Origin of the sequence: Kocuria soli (assembly GCF_003797835.1) — a bacterium.
GTDB lineage: Bacteria > Actinomycetota > Actinomycetes > Actinomycetales > Micrococcaceae > Kocuria > Kocuria soli.
On record NZ_RKMF01000018.1, the window covers coordinates 1 to 16,469 of the forward strand.

Genomic DNA, 16,469 nt, shown 5'->3' on the forward strand with positions numbered 1-16,469 from the left:
GGTGACCTGTGAGCGATCCAGACCGGCGGCCGCGGACTTTGGCGCGTCGAGTGCCCCGGGCTCGAGGCATCCAAGCCCACCCACCGTCAGACCTCCAACCTCCACGACCTTAAGAGACACGCCCTAGGTGGGCTCATGAATCTGCTTCTGGACGGTTGCATCCGTGCCGAGTGCGGCGTGCAGGATCCGGTGTTGCGCGTCTGGCTCGAAGGGTTCAGAGGCTCCGGGCAGGCTGCAAAGGCGGCGCGGAGGTTGTTGCAGCTCACTGCTTGAGAAGGGCACCCCGGCCACCGTGTTCACGGAAATCGGAATGGACGAAAGAGGAATTTCGCCACTGTTACAGCGGGTCAGCCCAGGGTGGGCTGCATTAGGACACATTCCTGCAACGAACTCTGCACACATCAGAAATAAAGCGCAAAGCCCAGGAAACACGGCCTCTCTAATGTCAGGTCTGCCTTGACCGCAGCGGGCCCTCCCGCCTGTACAGAGGAGCCGCCGTGTCCCCGCGCGCCACCCTGAGTGCCGTTCTCCCGTTGATTGCAGTTTTGGTCCTGACAGGATGCGGTGAGCGTTACGACCCTGAGGCTGAAGCGGCAGCCCAACAGATTTCACCAGAGTCTTGTGTCGACACCGAAGGTGACACCGTCAAAGTGGGTCTGCTCAATTCCTTGTCCGGGACCATGGCTGTCAGCGAAACCACCGTTAATCGATCCCTCAACATGGCGATCGACGAAATCAACGCCGACGGTGGTGTTTTGGGCAAACAGATTGAACCGGTCACGGAGGACGGTGCCAGCGAACCCACGATCTTTGCTGAACGGGCGAGCAAACTGATCCGTCAGGACTGCGTGGCTGCCACCTTCGGTGGTTGGACCTCGGCCTCCCGCAAGGCCATGCTCCCCGTGTTCGAGGCCCAGAACTCCCTGCTGTTCTATCCGGTCCAGTACGAAGGTCTGGAAGCATCTCCCAACATCTTCTATACGGGGGCAACCACCAACCAGCAGATCATCCCGGCTCTGGACTGGATGAGGGAACAGGGGCACAAGAAGATTTTCCTGGTGGGTTCCGATTACGTCTTTCCACGGACGGCGAACCGGATCATCAACGCATATGCCGAAGCGCATGACATGGAGGTCGTGGGGGAGGAGTACGTACCCCTGGGCTCCACCGAGTTCTCCACGATCGTCAACAAGGCCATGGCGTCCGATGCGGATGCGGTGTTCAACACGCTCAACGGTGATTCCAATGTGGCCTTCTTCCGTCAGTACAACGCGGTGGGCTTGGACGCCCAGTCCCTGCCTGTGATGTCCGTGTCCATCGCCGAGGAGGAAGTGCCGGGGATCGGCGTGGACAACCTGGAAGGCCAGTACGTGGCCTGGGACTACTACCAGACCGTGGACAGCCCCGACAACCAGGAGTTCGTCACCAACTTCAAGGACCGCTACGGCCAAGACCAGGTCACGTCCGATCCCATGGAAGCCGCCTATACCTCGGTTTACCTGTGGAAGGACATGGTGGAAGAAGCGGGTTCCTTCGATGTCGCCGCCGTGCAGGAAGCCGCGGACACAGGCGGGAGTGAGTTCGACGCCCCAGAGGGGCAGGTGAGCGTGGACGGCGAGAACCAGCACATTTCCAAGACTCCTCGCATCGGCCGGATCCGCGAGGACGGGCTGATCGACACAGTGTGGCAGGCACCGGAGCCCGTGGCACCGGATCCGTTCCTGGACACCTATTCCTGGGCAGGTTCCATCAACGGAGCCTGAATCTTCCGTATATCAATCGAGCACCACAACATTTCGAGAAGGGGGGTCTCATGGAGATTCTGATCAGCCAGCTCTTTGCGGGTTTGAGCTTGGGCTCGGTCCTGCTGCTGGCAGCGGTAGGGTTGTCTTTGACTTTCGGTCAAATGGGCGTGATCAACATGGCTCACGGTGAATTCATCATGGCTGGGGCATACACAGCTTTCACGGTCCAACAGATTCTTGGTAGTGCCGGGTGGTCGCTATTGGCCAGTATCCCCGTGGCTTTCCTAGTGGGCGGCGCCTTGGGGCTCATCCTGGAGATCGCGCTGTTGCGCCACATGTATCACCGTCCACTGGACACACTTCTGGTGACTTTCGGCGTCAGTCTGATCCTGCAGCAGCTGGCCCGGGACATCTTCGGTGCCCCGTCCGTGGACGTGAGGCTGCCCGAGCTGCTGTCCGGTCCCGTGACGATCATGGGGACCCCGGTTCCGGCGGCGCGGGTCTTCATTCTGGTCTTGACCGTGTTAGTGGTGGCAGGCCTGTCCCTGGTGATGAACAAGTCGTCCCTGGGGCGCAGGACCCGTGCCGTCGTACAGTCCCGTGATCTCGCCGAGGCCTCAGGCATCTCCTCGCGCCGTACCGATGCCCTGACCTTTTTCGTGGGCTCCGGGCTGGCGGGCGTGGCTGGGGTGGCCATCACGTTGATCGGCTCTACCAGCCCCACACTGGGTACCACCTATATCGTCGATGCCTTTCTGGTGGTGGTGGCCGGAGGCATCGGACAGATCCGCGGCGCCGTGATCGCCGCCGCGGGCCTCGGCCTGTTGCAGGTGTTCTTCGAGTTCGGCACCACCGCCTCAATCGCCAAGGTGATTGTCCTGGTGATTGTGGTTGCCTTCCTTCAGATCCGCCCGCAGGGCATCGTGGCCACGCGCACCAGGGGGTTGGCATGAGCGCCGCAGCACCATCAACTCCGTCAACATCGACGACGCCCACACCCGCCGGGACCCGCACCTTACCTGCGGTGACGGAGGGTGCGGGGGTGTGGACCACCGGACCTCGGGGGGCCCTGCTGGGCCTGGGAGTCGGCGCGATCCTGCTCCTGGTGGTTGCCCCGATGACCCTGAGCGGGTTCGGGTTGGACCTGCTCGGTCGCTACCTGTGCATGGCCATGGTGGCGGTGGGAATCGGCCTCGTCTGGGGCCGCGGCGGCATGCTGGCGATGGGCCAGGGCGTCTACTTCGGTCTGGGTGCCTACATCATGGCCATGCACATGACCCTGGCGGACACGACGCTGGAGGGTGAATCCATCCCCACCTTCATGCGCCAGAACGGTGTGGATCGCCTGCCTGAACTGTGGGGCATAGTGCAGCACCCTGTGGTCGCGGTGGCCGCAGTGGTGTTGGTGCCCACGGGGGTGGCCGGGTTGCTGGGCTGGGCCATTTTCTCTCGACGGGTCAAGGGCGCGTACTTTGCGATCCTGTCCCAGGCGCTGGCCGCGGCTTTCGCCGTTCTGATCATCGGCCAACCGGTGCTGACCAACGGCTCCAACGGCCTGTCCAACTTCCACTCGTTGTTTGGCTGGGACCTCTCCGATTCCACCAACCGCACGATCCTGTTCCTCGTTGTGGCCGCCGTTCTGCTGACCATGCTCGCAGTAACCTGGCAGTTGTACCGCTCCCGATTCGGTGAACTGCTGGTAGCGGTCCGTGACCAGGAGGAGCGCGTCCGCTTCCTGGGCTATGACCCGGCCCTGGTCAAGACCGTCGCCTACATGATCGCCGCCCTGTTCGCAGCTATCGGCGGAGCTCTGTTCGTACCCGTGGTTGGCATCATTTCACCGGCCGACATCGGGGTGGTCCCCTCCATCGCGTTCCTGATCGGCGTGGCCATCGGAGGTCGGGCCACGTGGTTGGGCCCCGTCCTGGGTTCCATCGCGGTGTCCTTTGCCGGAACCCAGTTGGCGTCTGTCTTCCCGTCGTTCTGGGTCTACTTCCAAGGTCTCCTGTTCATCCTGGTCATAGGTTTCCTGCCCGGTGGTTTGGCGTCCGTCACCGGATTTCTGCGCCGCCGGAAGACATCGGAAACCATCGAAATGGAGGTAACACGATGAACCGCGACCACCGGCCCAGTTACTTGGAAATTCGGAACCTGCGCGTGGTGTTCGACAGGTTCGTGGCCGTGGACGGCGTGGACCTGCGCGTGGACCAAGGGGATCTGCGGTTCCTCATCGGGCCGAACGGCGCCGGCAAGACCACGACCATCGATGCTGTCACCGCCTTGGCTCCGGCGCAGGGTTCCATCAATCACAACGGCCACGAGCTGGTGGGGCGCAAAACTCACAAGATCGTGCGTTACGGGGTCGGCCGAACTTTCCAGACCGCCAGCGTGTTCGAGGACCTGACGGTGGTGCAGAACCTGGACATTGCAGCCGGGCTGCGGCGACGTATGCGGGACATGGTGCGCAGCCGTCGTGGCGTGTCCCCGCGGATCCAGGAGGTTCTGGAGGCCATCGGGCTCACGGATCACCAGGAGACAAAGGCAGGGGTACTGTCCCACGGGCAGAAGCAGTGGCTGGAGATCGGCATGTTGATCGTCCAGGACGCCACCGTGCTGCTGTTGGACGAACCCGTGGCAGGCATGAGCCAGGATGAACGCGATGCCACGGGGGACCTACTGGCTGCATTGGCCGAACGGCACGTGGTGATCGTGGTGGAGCACGACATGGAGTTCCTGCGCAAGTACGCCCAGTCCGTGACCGTGATGGCCGCGGGGAAAATCGTTGCCGAAGGAACGGTAGCCGAGGTCCAGGCCAGTCCTCTGGTCCAGGAGATTTACCTTGGGGCTGCCGGTACCAAGAGCCTCGAAGAAGCACGGGTGGATGCACAGTTGGTGGGCCTGGATCCCGATGCGGTGACCGCGGACAGTGCACCTGAAGGGGCGAAGAACTGATGTTCAAACTCGAAAGCTTGCGATCAGGTTATGGGCGCACGGAAGTCCTGCACGGTGTGGACCTTGTGGTTCCTGACGACGGAGTGACCACCGTGCTGGGACACAACGGTGCTGGGAAGACCACACTTCTCAAGACCGTGATGGGGCTGCTTCCAGCCCGCTCCGGGAGGATCACCTGGGATGGTGAGGACATCACCCGCCTGTCCGCACACCAGAGAGTGCGCAGAGGTTTGGCCTGGGTGCCGCAAGGACAACAATCATTTGGCACTCTGACCACCCGTGAGAATTTGCTGGTGGTGGCCGAAGCTCATCCCGGCGGCCGCGGTCGCCTTGATGAGGTCCTTGCTCTCTTCCCCGCACTGGAGGAGTTGATGGAACGTCGGGCAGGTCTGCTCTCAGGGGGCCAGCGCCAGCAACTCTCAATTGCCCGTGCGCTGCTGACCGGGCCTCGGCTGCTGGTGCTGGATGAACCGTCCGAAGGCATCCAGCCGTCGGTGGTGCAGGAAATCGAGGAGAAGATCGTGGGCCTCGCCTCCCGCTCCGGTACCCAGGTGCTACTGGCCGAGCAGAAGGTGGGTTTTGCCCTGAACGCCGCTGACGAATACGCCGTCCTGGCGACCGGGCGGGTGGTTCGGGCCGGCCGGGCTGACGAAGCCGCGGTCGACGCCGCCAGGGAGGCACTCGCCGTGTAGACACGGGCAGGATCAGCGTGTCACAGGGCTGTAACGTGGCGCCGCTAACGTTCGGCACATGCAGTTGACACCCCGGGAACAAGAGAAGCTGCTGATCGTCACCGCTGGTGAGGTGGCGCGGCGTCGTCTGGACCGTGGTCTCAGGCTGAACCACCCGGAGGCCGTGGCTCTGATCACTGCGGAGCTCCTGGAGGCTGCCCGGGACGGGCGGACTGTGGCCGATCTGATGTCCTGGGGCGCCACGATTCTCTCCACGGAGCAAGTCATGGACGGTGTTCCAGAAATGATCCAGTCGGTGCAGGTGGAAGCGACCTTCCCGGACGGCACCAAACTGGTCACGGTTCACGATCCCATCCGCTCAGGCCCGGGGGCCACGGCCCCAGGCGGACCGAGGGTGAGACCCGGCGAATACGTCTTGCGGGACTCCCCGGTGACCATCAATCCGGACCGCTCCACAGTGGAAGTTGAGGTGGTCAACCGCGGAGACCGTCCGGTGCAGGTGGGCTCCCACTTTCCGTTCGCCCAGGCCAACCCGGGGCTTGAATTTGACCGCGATGCCACGGACGGCTATCGGCTCGATGTGCCGGCGGGAACGGCCGTCCGTTTCGAACCCGGGGACCGCAAGACCGTGCGGTTGGTGAGCTTTGCGGGGACGGGCGAGGTCGTTGTCGTCGGATGGAACGGAGAAGATCGTGGCGCGTGAGCTGACTCGGGCCGAGTACACGTCCCTTTACGGGCCCACCGTCGGCGATCGGGTGCGGCTGGCCGACACGGAGCTATTCGCGGAGATAGAACGCGACTTGACGAACCAGGATCTGACCGCTGCCGGAGATGAGGTCGTGTTCGGTGGCGGTAAGGTCATCCGTGACGGCATGGGCCACAATGGCCGTCTGACCAGGGGCGACGGTGTGGTGGACACTGTCATCACCAGCGCGTTGATCATCGACCACTCCGGGATCTACAAAGCGGACGTGGGGATCGTGGACGGCCGAATCTGTGCGATCGGCAAGGCAGGCAACCCGGACACCATGGACAACGTGAACATCCTGATCGGTGCCGCAACGGAGGTGATCGCCGGCGAGCACAAGATTCTGACTGCGGGGGGAGTGGACACACACATCCACTTCATCGGCTCCGATCAGGTGGGTACGGCTCTGGCCAGTGGCGTCACCACCATGATCGGTGGTGGTACGGGACCCGCGGAAGGCTCCAAGGCCACGACCGTCACCCCCGGGGCATGGCACATCGAGCGCATGTTCCAAGCTCTGGATGGGTACCCCATGAATTTCGGGCTGCTGGGCAAGGGGCATACCGCCGATCCGGCTCCCCTCGAGGAGCAGGTCCGCGCGGGTGTGGTTGGCTTCAAGATCCACGAAGACTGGGGAGCAACTCATGGGTCCATCAACGCCGCATTGAGTTCCGCGGACCGATTTGATCTTCAGGTGGCCATTCATACGGACACCCTCAACGAATGTGGGTTTGTTGAGGACACCATTCGGGCCATCGACGGGCGGGTGATTCACACCTTCCACACCGAAGGTGCCGGTGGTGGTCACGCCCCGGACATCATCGCCATGGCGGGGATGCCCAACGTGCTGCCTTCGTCGACCAATCCCACGCTCCCGTTCACCCGGAACACGGCGGAAGAGCATCTGGACATGCTCATGGTTTGTCACCACCTGAACCCGTCCATTCCGGAGGACGTGGCCTTCGCGGATTCGCGAATTCGGCCCGAAACCATCGCGGCCGAGGATGTGCTGCACGACTTGGGGGTGTTCTCCATGACCTCTTCCGATTCCCAGGCCATGGGGCGCGTGGGAGAGGTCGTGTTGCGCACCTGGCAACTCGCGGACCAGATGAAGAAGCGCACCGGTTCACTTGCCGGGGACCACGATGCGGACAACTTCCGGATCAGGCGCTACATCTCCAAATACACGATCAACCCCGCCATCACCCACGGAATCGCGCAGCACGTTGGATCCGTGGAAGTCGGAAAGCTGGCAGACCTCGTGTTGTGGGAGCCCGCATTCTTCGGGGTCAAACCAACTACCGTGCTCAAGAGCGGTCAGATCGTGCACTCCGTGATGGGTGACCCCAATGCCTCCATTCCCACGCCGCAACCACAGCTCATGCGTGATGCTTTCGGGGCCCAGGGCCAGGCTCCCGCTCACAATTCCGTGCATTTCACCTCGCAGGCAGCGCACGACGACGACGTCCGCGCCCGTTACGGTCTGGCCAAACAAACGCTGCCGGTCGGCGGGATCCGTGCTCTGGCCAAGGCTGACCTCAAGCACAATGACCAGACTCCGAATATTGAAGTTGACCCGCAGACCTACCAAGTGCGCGTGGACGGTGAACTCATCTCCGCCGAGCCCGCGCAGGAACTCGCGATGGCGCAACGCTACTTCTTGTTCTGACCGCCATGCCTTGACCACCCGCCCGTGATCTCATGTCAAGACCGAAAGGACCCCCGCCCTCGTGATCGTTGAGAAAGTCCTTGGCAACCTGCACGAGCTTCCCGCCGACCAGCGAGCCGACATTCATGTGGAACGCGTGGCCTTGGAAGGCGCTGCCTTGCGCCAACGGGTGCAGCGAGTGACCACGGATCACGGCAAAGAGTTCGGACTGCGTCTCAGCGATCGTAGGGAACTGCGCGACGGGGACATCCTGGTCAGGGACGGGCGAAACGTCGTGGTGGTCTCCACACTGCCCACGGAGGTCCTGGCCATTGCGCCGGCTACCGTGCAGGAAGCTGCGTTCGTGGCGCATTCCCTGGGGAATCGCCACCTACCCGCCCAGTTCTTTGGGCCGGACACCTCCATTGCGGGGCTGGAACCACACAACGGGGTGATGGTGATCCAGTACGATCACACGGCCGAGCACTTCCTGACGGACCATGGAGTGCGTTTCATGCGTGTGGACCGGGTCATGGAGGTCCCTTTCCGACACGCAGAGCACACTCACTGATCGTGGTGTCCCTGAATTCCGGGCTGCTCACGGTTCTTCAGTTCGCCGATTCGGCGCTGCCGACCGGTGCTTTCAGCCAGTCCATGGGCCTGGAGACCGCGATCAATGACGGCGCCGTGAATGACGAAGCCACGTTCCGGCAATGGCTCACACATTTCCTGCACCACCAACTGGTACCGGCCGATGGCTGGGCCATCCGAACGCTGGTCCGGGACGACGCCGATGCCTTGACGGTGGATGCCATGTTGCATGCAATGAGCCTGCCGATGGAGGTGCGCGACGGCAACGCCGCAATGGGCAGGAGGGCGATCGAGATTGCCCGAGCGAACTTCCCATCCCCAGACATCGAGCGATACGCAGTGGCTGTCCTTGGGAAGGGTGGAGATGAGGTGGAGCCCGGAGAGTTCAGAACCGGCGTGGCTGCGGGCAGTGTGCCCGTAGTGATCGGATTGTTCGCGCGCGACCACGGATCCGGTTGGCGTGATGCATGTGCTGCTCACCTGTTCACCTCGCTGACCTCTTTGACGCAGAACGCAGTACGCGGAATTCCGATCGGGCAGAACGCCGGGCAGAGAGTGCTGCGCAGCATGCACGACGAGATCGAAACTGCCGTGCGACGGATCGACGGCATGACCGATGACCACGTGGGCGCCGTGAGCCCCGCCTTGGAGATCGATCAAATGCGTCATGTCTGGCAGCGCGCTCGAATGTTCATGTCCTGACAGATTGACGACGGCGTGTTTCGCCGTCGTGGTTAGCGGAAAGCAATATAGACAGGAGGACCTGATGGCGACGGACCCGGTTCGGATCGGCGTGGGCGGCCCCGTGGGTGCGGGGAAGACGCAACTGGTGGAACGTATTACGCGGGCATTGGACGGGGAGGTATCCACCGCGGCGATCACGAATGACATCTACACAATTGAGGACGCCAAGATTCTGGCGCGAACCTCAGTGCTCTCCGAGGACCGCATCGTAGGCCTGGAAACCGGCGGATGCCCGCACACGGCGATCCGTGAGGACACATCCATGAACGAGGCGGCGATCAGGGACCTCACGGACAAGCACCCTGACCTGCAGGTGATCTTCGTGGAGTCGGGGGGCGACAACCTGTCTGCCACGTTCTCCCCGGAGCTCGTGGATTTCTCGATCTACGTCATCGACGTTGCTCAAGGGGAGAAGATTCCGCGCAAGGCCGGACAGGGCATGATCAAGTCAGACCTCTTCGTGATCAACAAGACCGACCTGGCCCCGTACGTGGGCGCAGACCTGAGCGTGATGGAGGCCGATTCCAGGGTGTTCCGGAAGGACAAACCGTTCGCTTTCACGAATCTGAAGACGGACGAGGGCCTGGATACGGTGTTGGAATGGATTCGTCGCGACGTGTTGATGATGGATCTCGCGGGCTGATCCGTTGTCCGTCTCTGCTTCATTGACCGGTGGCCTGTGGCTGGGGGTCCAGCGCCACGGTGAACGCAACGTGGTCGCATCGCAGCGTCACCACGGTGGATTGCGGTTGCTTCGTCCCTTGTACCTGGACTCCTCCGGCCAGCCCTGTCTGACCGTGGTCAATCCTGGTGGGGGGTATGTAGGGGGAGACCGGTACGAACTCGGGGTCTCGGTGGGCGAATCGTCCTCTGCCCTGGTCACCACTCAGTCCGCGACCAAGGTCTATCGGACCCCTGGGCAGCCCGTGGAGCAGAAGCAACGGTTCGTGGTGGAACCGGATGCTGTCCTGGAAGTGGTTCCGGACCCATTGATCGCATATCGGGACGCCGACTACGTTCAACGCACGCGGGCCACGGTGGCCCGCGGGGGGAGGCTGGTCATGACAGACATCGTGACGCCGGGGTGGGCCCCAGATGGATCGCTCTACCAGTGGAAATCGGTCCTGCTGAAGACCGTAATCGGGCGTCCGACAGGAGCCCTGATCGCCTGGGACACGGTCCATATGGCGCACGGTGCGTACAGGGGCGAGAGTCTCACGAACTTTTCGGTCTCCGGCGACCTGGACCCGCACGGCTTCGCTGCCGAGCGGACCCACTTGGGCACGTTGCTGGCCGTTGCCCCAGAGTTGGACGCGGACGCCGTCGAAGAAGTCCATGACCTCCTCGTGGAGTACGAAGCGACTGTTCCGGGGTCACGTGGTGGGGTGACGCCGCTGGCCGAGCCGCGTGATTCCGCAGTTGCAGCACATCCACAGGTGCGCGAGACAGCCGGTCTGGCAGTTCGCTTGATGGGCCCTGGAACAGGTCCTCTCCACGAGTTGCTGCTCGACATCCACGCCGCGCTGCGTCGTCGTTGGGGGCATAAGACCAGGCTGAACTTGAGAAAGTACTGACCGTATGGAGAGTGTCACCCGCTTGAGTGCCGCACCAGCCGACGTGCGCGGAGCCGAACGCCGTTCCACGTTCCTAGTGTCACTGACCGTCCTTTTACTGCATGCCGTCGGCTGGGGGACGTTGCTGCTCTTCGTGGTGCCTGCGGACCTCAGACTTGGAATCCAAAGCGATGGCAGCGCAGCGGTGTTCGGCACCACGCTGGGCGTGACGGCGTTCTTCTTGGGCGTGCGCCACGCCTTCGACGCTGATCACATCGCGGCCATCGACAACACCACGCGACGGCTGCTCATCGAAGGCAGACCGGCCGCAACCGTGGGGTTCTGGTTCTCCATGGGACATTCGAGTGTCGTGGTTGGTCTGTGTCTGCTGCTGGCTTTCGGGTTGTCAGCGGTCATGGGTCCCGTGGCCGATCAGGACTCCCCCTGGCATCACTTCACGGGAGTGTGGGGGCCTTTGATCGCGGGATTATTCCTGCTTGTGATCGCGGCATTGAACGTCCTGACACTGCGGCGAAGTCTTGCCGAGAGGGGCCGTGCCGGGCAGACCGGCACATATTCTCCCGCTCCGGTGGGTGACCTCGCGGGTGGGCCGATCACCAAGGTCATCAACGGGGTCGGCGCACGCATCCGAACACCGCGGCAGATGTACCTGGTGGGCCTGCTGTTTGGTTTGGGCTTCGACACCGCCACGGAAATCGGTCTCTTGCTGTTGGCAGGTACAGCAGGAATGGCTGCCGTTCCCTGGTGGGCGGTACTTACCCTGCCGCTGCTGTTCACCGCTGGGATGAGTACCTTCGACTTGGCTCAAGGGTGGGTGGCTCGTCGCGCATATGGTTGGGCGGAAACCCACCCGAAACGGCTGCTCACCTACAACGTGGCAATCACGTCGGTGTCCGTCGTGGTGGCGTTGGTGGTGGGATCGGCGTCGCTATCCGGGGCCTTGTCCGAATGGCTCGGGATACCTGACCTGTTCGCTTGGACGCGATTGATCGGTGTAGATGCCTGGGGATTCGCTCTGGCCGGGTTGCTGTTGGTGGCGTGGATCGCGGTAGGAGGGGCCATGGGCCTCAGTCGTGCTCCGGCCCCGCCGCCCGACCCAGCTGACCGTTAAAGTGGGAGTTCAGGTCGACAGGAGCGCCACGAGCGCCGCCCCAGTCACCAGTGCGTTGTTGCACATGTGCGCGATCCAGGATGCCCAGAGGCTTGCGTACCAAATCCGGAGCAGGGTCCAGAAGCCTTCACAAACCAGGATGTAGAGCATGACGGGTGGGGTGACATGGATCGCCGCAAAGGTCACGGTGACGACGATGAACGCCAGCGCGGCGGATGTTCGCGCCAGCAGCCAGTCCAACAGAAGTCGGCGGAAGATGATCTCCTCGGCCAGCGGCAAAGCAACGACCGTAAAGACTGGGGTGATCACCGCGAGGACCCACCCGTGGCCCAACTCCGATGTTGACGACGAATCTCCGGCCGGTGTCACGGACAGGGCAGCGGCGAGCAGGACCGTGATGATCAACGATGCGGTGATGACCAGGAGCACCTGCCATGGGGGCATGACCGACCATACGGAGGGCTGATCCCTGTCGCGTCCTTCGAAAGGACGGCCTCGGTCAGATGGCTCGTCCGGGGCTGAGGATGCCGACGGGGTCGAAGAAACCCTTCAGCTGATGCTGCAGGTCCAGGGTGTCAGGGTCGAACTGCTGGGCGAGCATCCCGGTCTTGAGCGATCCGATTCTGTGCTCGCCGGAGATCACGCCCCCCATGTCCAGCGCCGCCTCGGTGATCAGTGTCAGGACGTGCTCGGCCGCGGCAACCTCCTCGGCAGAGTCGTTCGCGGCGAGCACCGATGGGTGCATGTTGCCGTCCCCGGCATGGGCGCAGGTGTTCACCGGGTAGCCGGTCTGAACGGAGATGTCGTCGATGCGTTCGAACATCTCGGCCAGTCGGGAAGGTGGGACGGCCACGTCACAGGACAGGGCAAGCCCGGCGGCGTTGAGCGCGGGGTTGACCATGCGCCGCGTGTCCAGGAGCTCCTCACCCCCGCCCGCTTCGGCGAGCAAAGCGCCCGCGTCGCGGCAGGCGGAGACCACGGCTTCGGCCTGTTGCTGTGCGTCGGTACCGATGGTCTGGCCCACCAACAGGGCCTCCCCTTCGGCAGCGACGGCGGAGGGAAAGTGCCGCTGGACGATGTCGATGCTGTTGCGGTCCATGAGCTCCAGCATTTCCGGGGTGGTCGCGGAGGCCATGATCGTCGCCACCGCGGCCCCGGCGGCGGCCATGGTCGGGAACTGGGCCGAGAAGGTGACCGCTTCGCCGACGGGTCGGGGCTTGAGCCGGGCGATCACCCTGGTGACCACCCCGAGGGTGCCTTCGGAACCGATGAACAAACCGGTGAGGTCGTAACCGGTGCTGTTCTTTCGGGTCCTCGAACCGGTCCGGATGAGCCGGCCGTCAGCCAACACGACTTCCAGGCCGGCAATGACGTCGCGGGTGACGCCGTGGGCCAGGCAGCGCAGGCCGCCGGCGTTGGTGTCCACCGTGCCGCCGATCGTGGCGGTCTGGTAACTCACCGGGTCCGGTGCGTACATCAATTCGTGCGCTGCCGCCGCCTGATCGAGCTGGTCAACGATGATGCCGGGATCCACCTCGGCGATCCGGTTGGGAGCATCGATCTCGAGCACTTGATTCATGGCGGCCAGGGACACGACCAATCCGCCGGGGTAGGCCAGGGCCCCACCGCTGACCCCGGTGCCGGCCCCTCGCACGGACACCGGCACCCTGTGGGTAGTTGCCCAGCGCAACACCGTCTGAACCTCGGTGGCCGAATGGACCCGGACCACCGCAGCGGGCAGACCCCCGGGCTCGGCTCGTGAGGTGTCCCGGCTGTGCTCTTCCAGCACGGCGGCATCAGTGCTCACGACGTCGCCCAACTCCCGGACCAGTTCCTTAATGGCCTCATCTGACGCCGTCCGGAGGTGACCGGGAAGTGTTGCGGCCGACTGGTCCTGGTCGAGGAGTGCGTCGGTGGGTTGGCTGTGGTCTCACTCTGTGGTCGGCATGATCGGTCTCTCTCTCGGTCACCGTTCGAGGGCTGGGCGACGTCGTCTCGGTCAGCGGGTGGCAGGGCTGGTGGAGCGGGCGCGCTGCGCGGCCGCGAGGATCTCGCTCATGTAGGGGGCGATGACGTCGGCCGAGATCTTGCAGTCGAGCAGGAGCACACCTCTGGCCCCCGCGTCCGTCCAATCGCTCAGGGTCTGAAGGTCCTCGAGCGTGCGGACGGTGGCGGCGTGCGCGCCGAGCGCGGTGGCCATCCCGGCGAAGTCGACGTCGGGGATGCGCATCGGCGCATCGGCCAGTCCCAGGGGACCGTACTGATGGACTTCCGCGGCGTAAGTGGCGTCGTTGAACACCACGACGACGCCACTGGCCACGCTGCGCACGACGGTCTCCAGGTCGGCCAGGCACATCAGCAGCCCACCGTCACCAGTGGTCAACACGGTCGTGGATTCCGGGGCGGCCCGTCCGGCCCCGACGGCTGCGGGCAGCCCCAGACCGATCGTCTGGTAGGCGGTGCCCACCAGGTTCAGAGCGACGGACAGAGAACGGGGTCCAGGCGCCCGTCGGGAGCCAATGGTCCACCCGGTTCACGGTGTGCTGCTCGATGGACGCGGTCTGCGGCCGTCTTGCGCCAGGACTGCTGTGTAGGTGCATCAAGCATCTCGGTGAGTTGTTCCGCGACCACCCGCGCGTCCGCGCACACGTGGTGGTCGACGCGAGGATGGGTGGCTTGCTCGGCGAGATCGACCTGGATCACGGTGGCCTCCGGGCCGAAGAGGTGCCCGAACCGGGTGGTGAACTGATTCAGCCCGGCCCCGAACACCACCACGACGTCGGCCTCGGCCATCAGCTCAGCCCAGTCGTCGCTGCCGAAGCCCCCGGCGATGCCCAGATGACCGGCGCCGTTCAGCAGGTTCCGGGCCGCGACGGTGGTCGCGGTGAGGGCACCGAGCCGGTCTGACAGCACGTTCAACGCCGGTCCGGCATCGGACACGCGTGCCCCTCGCCCGGCCAGCAGCAGGGGGCGCCGTGCGGTGTTCAGCACCGCGGCGATCCGATCAAGGTCGGCCTGGGTGGGGTGCGGGGCAGGGCTCCGTAGCTCGGGTGCCTGCAGGGTCTCGGGGTCGGCCGCGGCGGCTGCCAGGTCGTAGGGGATGGCCAGGATCACGGGCACCCGGTGGTGGGAGCCTCGCCGGTGACCAGAATCAAGGGAATCCGCGTCTGGCGTGCTTCGGCCAGGGGTGTGATCGCGTTGGTGAATCCCGCCCCGTACGTCGTCGTGGCTACCGCCAACCGTCCCGAGACCCGCCCGTAGGCGTCGGCCGCGGCGACCGCACCCGCCTCGTGCCGCACGGCCGTGAACGTCATGTCCGAGGAGTCCACGGCGTCGAGGAAGTGGGCGTTCCCGTTGCCCATCAGCCCGAAGACGTCGGTGACGTAGGGGGACAGGGCTTCGACGATGCGAGCGGAAACAGTGGTCATCAGTGCTCCTCCGGAAGGGAAGTGTCAATACGGTGTGGCACTCCGGGGAACTCCGCGGCGATCGCCGAATGCCGGATTCGGCCCCCGGCGACCAGGACACCGCGGCCCAGGGCGACATTGTCGGCGCAGGCCGCTTCCCATCCGGAGTCGGCCAACTGGAGCGCGTACGGCAGGGTTGCGTTGGTCAACCCGTACGTCGCGGTCACCGGCGCTGCGCCGGGCATGTTGGCCACGCAGTAGAACGTCGCCGGGCCCACGGTGAACGTGGGGTCGTCGTGCGAGGTGGCCCGGGTGCCCTCGAAGCACCCGCCCTGGTCCACGGCAATGTCCACCAGAACGGAACCTTCCATCATGCGTTCCACGGTGGAATGCTCCACGACCTTCGGGGCCCGCCGCCCGGGCACCAGCACCGCACCGATGACCAGGTCGGACTTCAGGACGCACCGCTCGATCTCGAAGGGGCTGGAGACCACGGTCCGCACTCGCCCGCCGTACTGCTCGTCGACCCGCCGCAGCGCGTCGATTGACAGGTCCAGCACGGTCACGTCCGCGCCCAGCCCGACCAGTTGGCTCAAGGCGTTCGATCCGGCGTTCCCCGCACCGATCACCGTTACGACGGCGGGCCGCACACCCGGGATTCCCGGCATCAGGATTCCGCGGCCTCCGCTCGTGGACAACAGAAGGTGCGTTCCGACCAGCGCCGACATACGCCCGGCGACCTCGGACATGGGCGCCAGGAGGGGCAGGGCGCCGTTGTCGGTCTGCACGTTCTCGTAGGCGATCGCCGTCGTTCCCGCCTCGACCAGGGCGCGGGTCAGCTCTTCCGAGGCTGCCAGGTGAAGGTAGGTGAACAGCACCAGGTCCGAGCGCAGGTACTGGTACTCGGACGGGGTGGGCTCCTTGACCTTGAGGACCAGCTCCGCTCCCCACGCCTGCTCCGCGGAGCCCAGTTCCGCCCCGGCCTCCGTGTACTCCTCGTCAGGGATTCGTGAGCCCGAACCGGCGCCCTCCTGCACGACCACACGGTGTCCGTGGCGCACCAGTTGGTGAACACCGGCCGGGGTGATGGCCACGCGGTCTTCGTGGTTCTTGGTCTCGGTGGGAATGCCGACGATCATGTCGTGCGCCTTTCGTCCTGGGGCAACCGCCACGGAGCCGGGGTGTCGGCCGGACGGTTCGATGACCCCAGTGTGCTTCAGCTCACGGCCCGACTCAATTGGGTCACGTGAGCTTCCC

The 16,469-nt window shown here is 64.3% G+C and carries 16 protein-coding genes and 1 pseudogene; 13 read left to right on the plus strand and 4 right to left on the minus strand.

The features are described from left to right. Window positions 1–135: 135 nt before the first annotated feature. The 13 genes from EDL96_RS13810 to EDL96_RS12270 all read left to right on the plus strand — a co-directional run bounded on the left by EDL96_RS13810 (window position 136) and on the right by EDL96_RS12270 (window position 11,805). Complete coding sequence (locus EDL96_RS13810; protein ID WP_166835251.1) at window positions 136–273, plus strand: hypothetical protein; 138 nt, start codon at window positions 136–138, stop codon at window positions 271–273. A gap of 224 nt (window positions 274–497) precedes the next feature. Then, window positions 498–1,763 (plus strand): urea ABC transporter substrate-binding protein, encoded by a 1,266-nt coding sequence (gene urtA / locus EDL96_RS12215; protein ID WP_123826523.1) that lies wholly within the window; start codon window positions 498–500, stop codon window positions 1,761–1,763. A gap of 50 nt (window positions 1,764–1,813) precedes the next feature. Further along, complete coding sequence (urtB, locus tag EDL96_RS12220; RefSeq protein ID WP_123826524.1) at window positions 1,814–2,698, plus strand: urea ABC transporter permease subunit UrtB; 885 nt, start codon at window positions 1,814–1,816, stop codon at window positions 2,696–2,698. 71 nt (window positions 2,699–2,769) lie between these two features. Beyond that, window positions 2,770–3,858: an urea ABC transporter permease subunit UrtC gene (gene urtC, locus EDL96_RS12225; RefSeq protein ID WP_233568879.1), complete on the plus strand. Its 1,089-nt coding sequence runs from the start codon at window positions 2,770–2,772 to the stop codon at window positions 3,856–3,858. Continuing rightward, a complete protein-coding gene (gene urtD / locus EDL96_RS12230) occupies window positions 3,855–4,697 on the plus strand; it encodes an urea ABC transporter ATP-binding protein UrtD (RefSeq protein ID WP_123826526.1) in 843 nt (280 codons plus the stop codon). The genes urtC and urtD overlap by 4 nt, the downstream gene beginning before the upstream one ends. Before the next feature lie 17 nt (window positions 4,698–4,714). After that, complete coding sequence (locus tag EDL96_RS12235) at window positions 4,715–5,389, plus strand: ATP-binding cassette domain-containing protein (protein ID WP_233568880.1); 675 nt, start codon at window positions 4,715–4,717, stop codon at window positions 5,387–5,389. Between the two features lie 58 nt (window positions 5,390–5,447). Then, on the plus strand, window positions 5,448–6,092 hold the full coding sequence (locus EDL96_RS12240) for an urease subunit gamma (RefSeq protein ID WP_123826528.1): 645 nt from the start codon (window positions 5,448–5,450) through the stop codon (window positions 6,090–6,092). Then, window positions 6,082–7,806: an urease subunit alpha gene (gene ureC, locus EDL96_RS12245; protein WP_123826529.1), complete on the plus strand. Its 1,725-nt coding sequence runs from the start codon at window positions 6,082–6,084 to the stop codon at window positions 7,804–7,806. Before EDL96_RS12240 ends, ureC begins: the two co-directional genes overlap by 11 nt. A gap of 61 nt (window positions 7,807–7,867) precedes the next feature. After that, a complete protein-coding gene (gene ureE, locus EDL96_RS12250; RefSeq protein WP_123826530.1) occupies window positions 7,868–8,356 on the plus strand; it encodes an urease accessory protein UreE in 489 nt (162 codons plus the stop codon). Between the two features lie 83 nt (window positions 8,357–8,439). Next, window positions 8,440–9,078 carry an urease accessory protein UreF gene (locus EDL96_RS12255; RefSeq protein ID WP_123826531.1) on the plus strand — a complete coding sequence of 213 codons (639 nt, stop codon included), beginning with the start codon at window positions 8,440–8,442 and terminating at the stop codon, window positions 9,076–9,078. Between the two features lie 64 nt (window positions 9,079–9,142). Beyond that, window positions 9,143–9,763, plus strand: coding sequence for an urease accessory protein UreG (ureG, locus tag EDL96_RS12260; protein ID WP_123826532.1), 621 nt, complete (start codon window positions 9,143–9,145; stop codon window positions 9,761–9,763). Window positions 9,764–9,767: 4 nt separating this feature from the next. Beyond that, window positions 9,768–10,694, plus strand: a complete 927-nt coding sequence (locus EDL96_RS12265) for an urease accessory protein UreD (protein WP_167739458.1) — start codon at window positions 9,768–9,770, stop codon at window positions 10,692–10,694. 22 nt (window positions 10,695–10,716) lie between these two features. Next, complete coding sequence (locus EDL96_RS12270) at window positions 10,717–11,805, plus strand: HoxN/HupN/NixA family nickel/cobalt transporter (RefSeq protein WP_199732612.1); 1,089 nt, start codon at window positions 10,717–10,719, stop codon at window positions 11,803–11,805. Window positions 11,806–11,814: 9 nt separating this feature from the next. Here the strand turns inward: EDL96_RS12270 and EDL96_RS12275 are convergent, their stop codons facing one another. From EDL96_RS12275 to ald, 4 genes and pseudogenes are all read right to left on the minus strand, one after another. Next, window positions 11,815–12,249, minus strand: coding sequence for a CPBP family intramembrane glutamic endopeptidase (locus EDL96_RS12275; protein ID WP_123826535.1), 435 nt, complete (start codon window positions 12,247–12,249; stop codon window positions 11,815–11,817). Between the two features lie 55 nt (window positions 12,250–12,304). Further along, a complete protein-coding gene (locus tag EDL96_RS12280) occupies window positions 12,305–13,612 on the minus strand; it encodes an FAD-binding oxidoreductase (protein ID WP_233568881.1) in 1,308 nt (435 codons plus the stop codon). Window positions 13,613–13,804: 192 nt separating this feature from the next. After that, a pseudogene (locus EDL96_RS12285) lies at window positions 13,805–15,233 on the minus strand (thiamine pyrophosphate-binding protein). Next, window positions 15,233–16,351 (minus strand): alanine dehydrogenase, encoded by a 1,119-nt coding sequence (gene ald / locus EDL96_RS12290; RefSeq protein ID WP_123826537.1) that lies wholly within the window; start codon window positions 16,349–16,351, stop codon window positions 15,233–15,235. Before ald ends, EDL96_RS12285 begins: the two are co-directional and overlap by 1 nt. Between the last annotated feature and the right edge of the window lie 118 nt (window positions 16,352–16,469).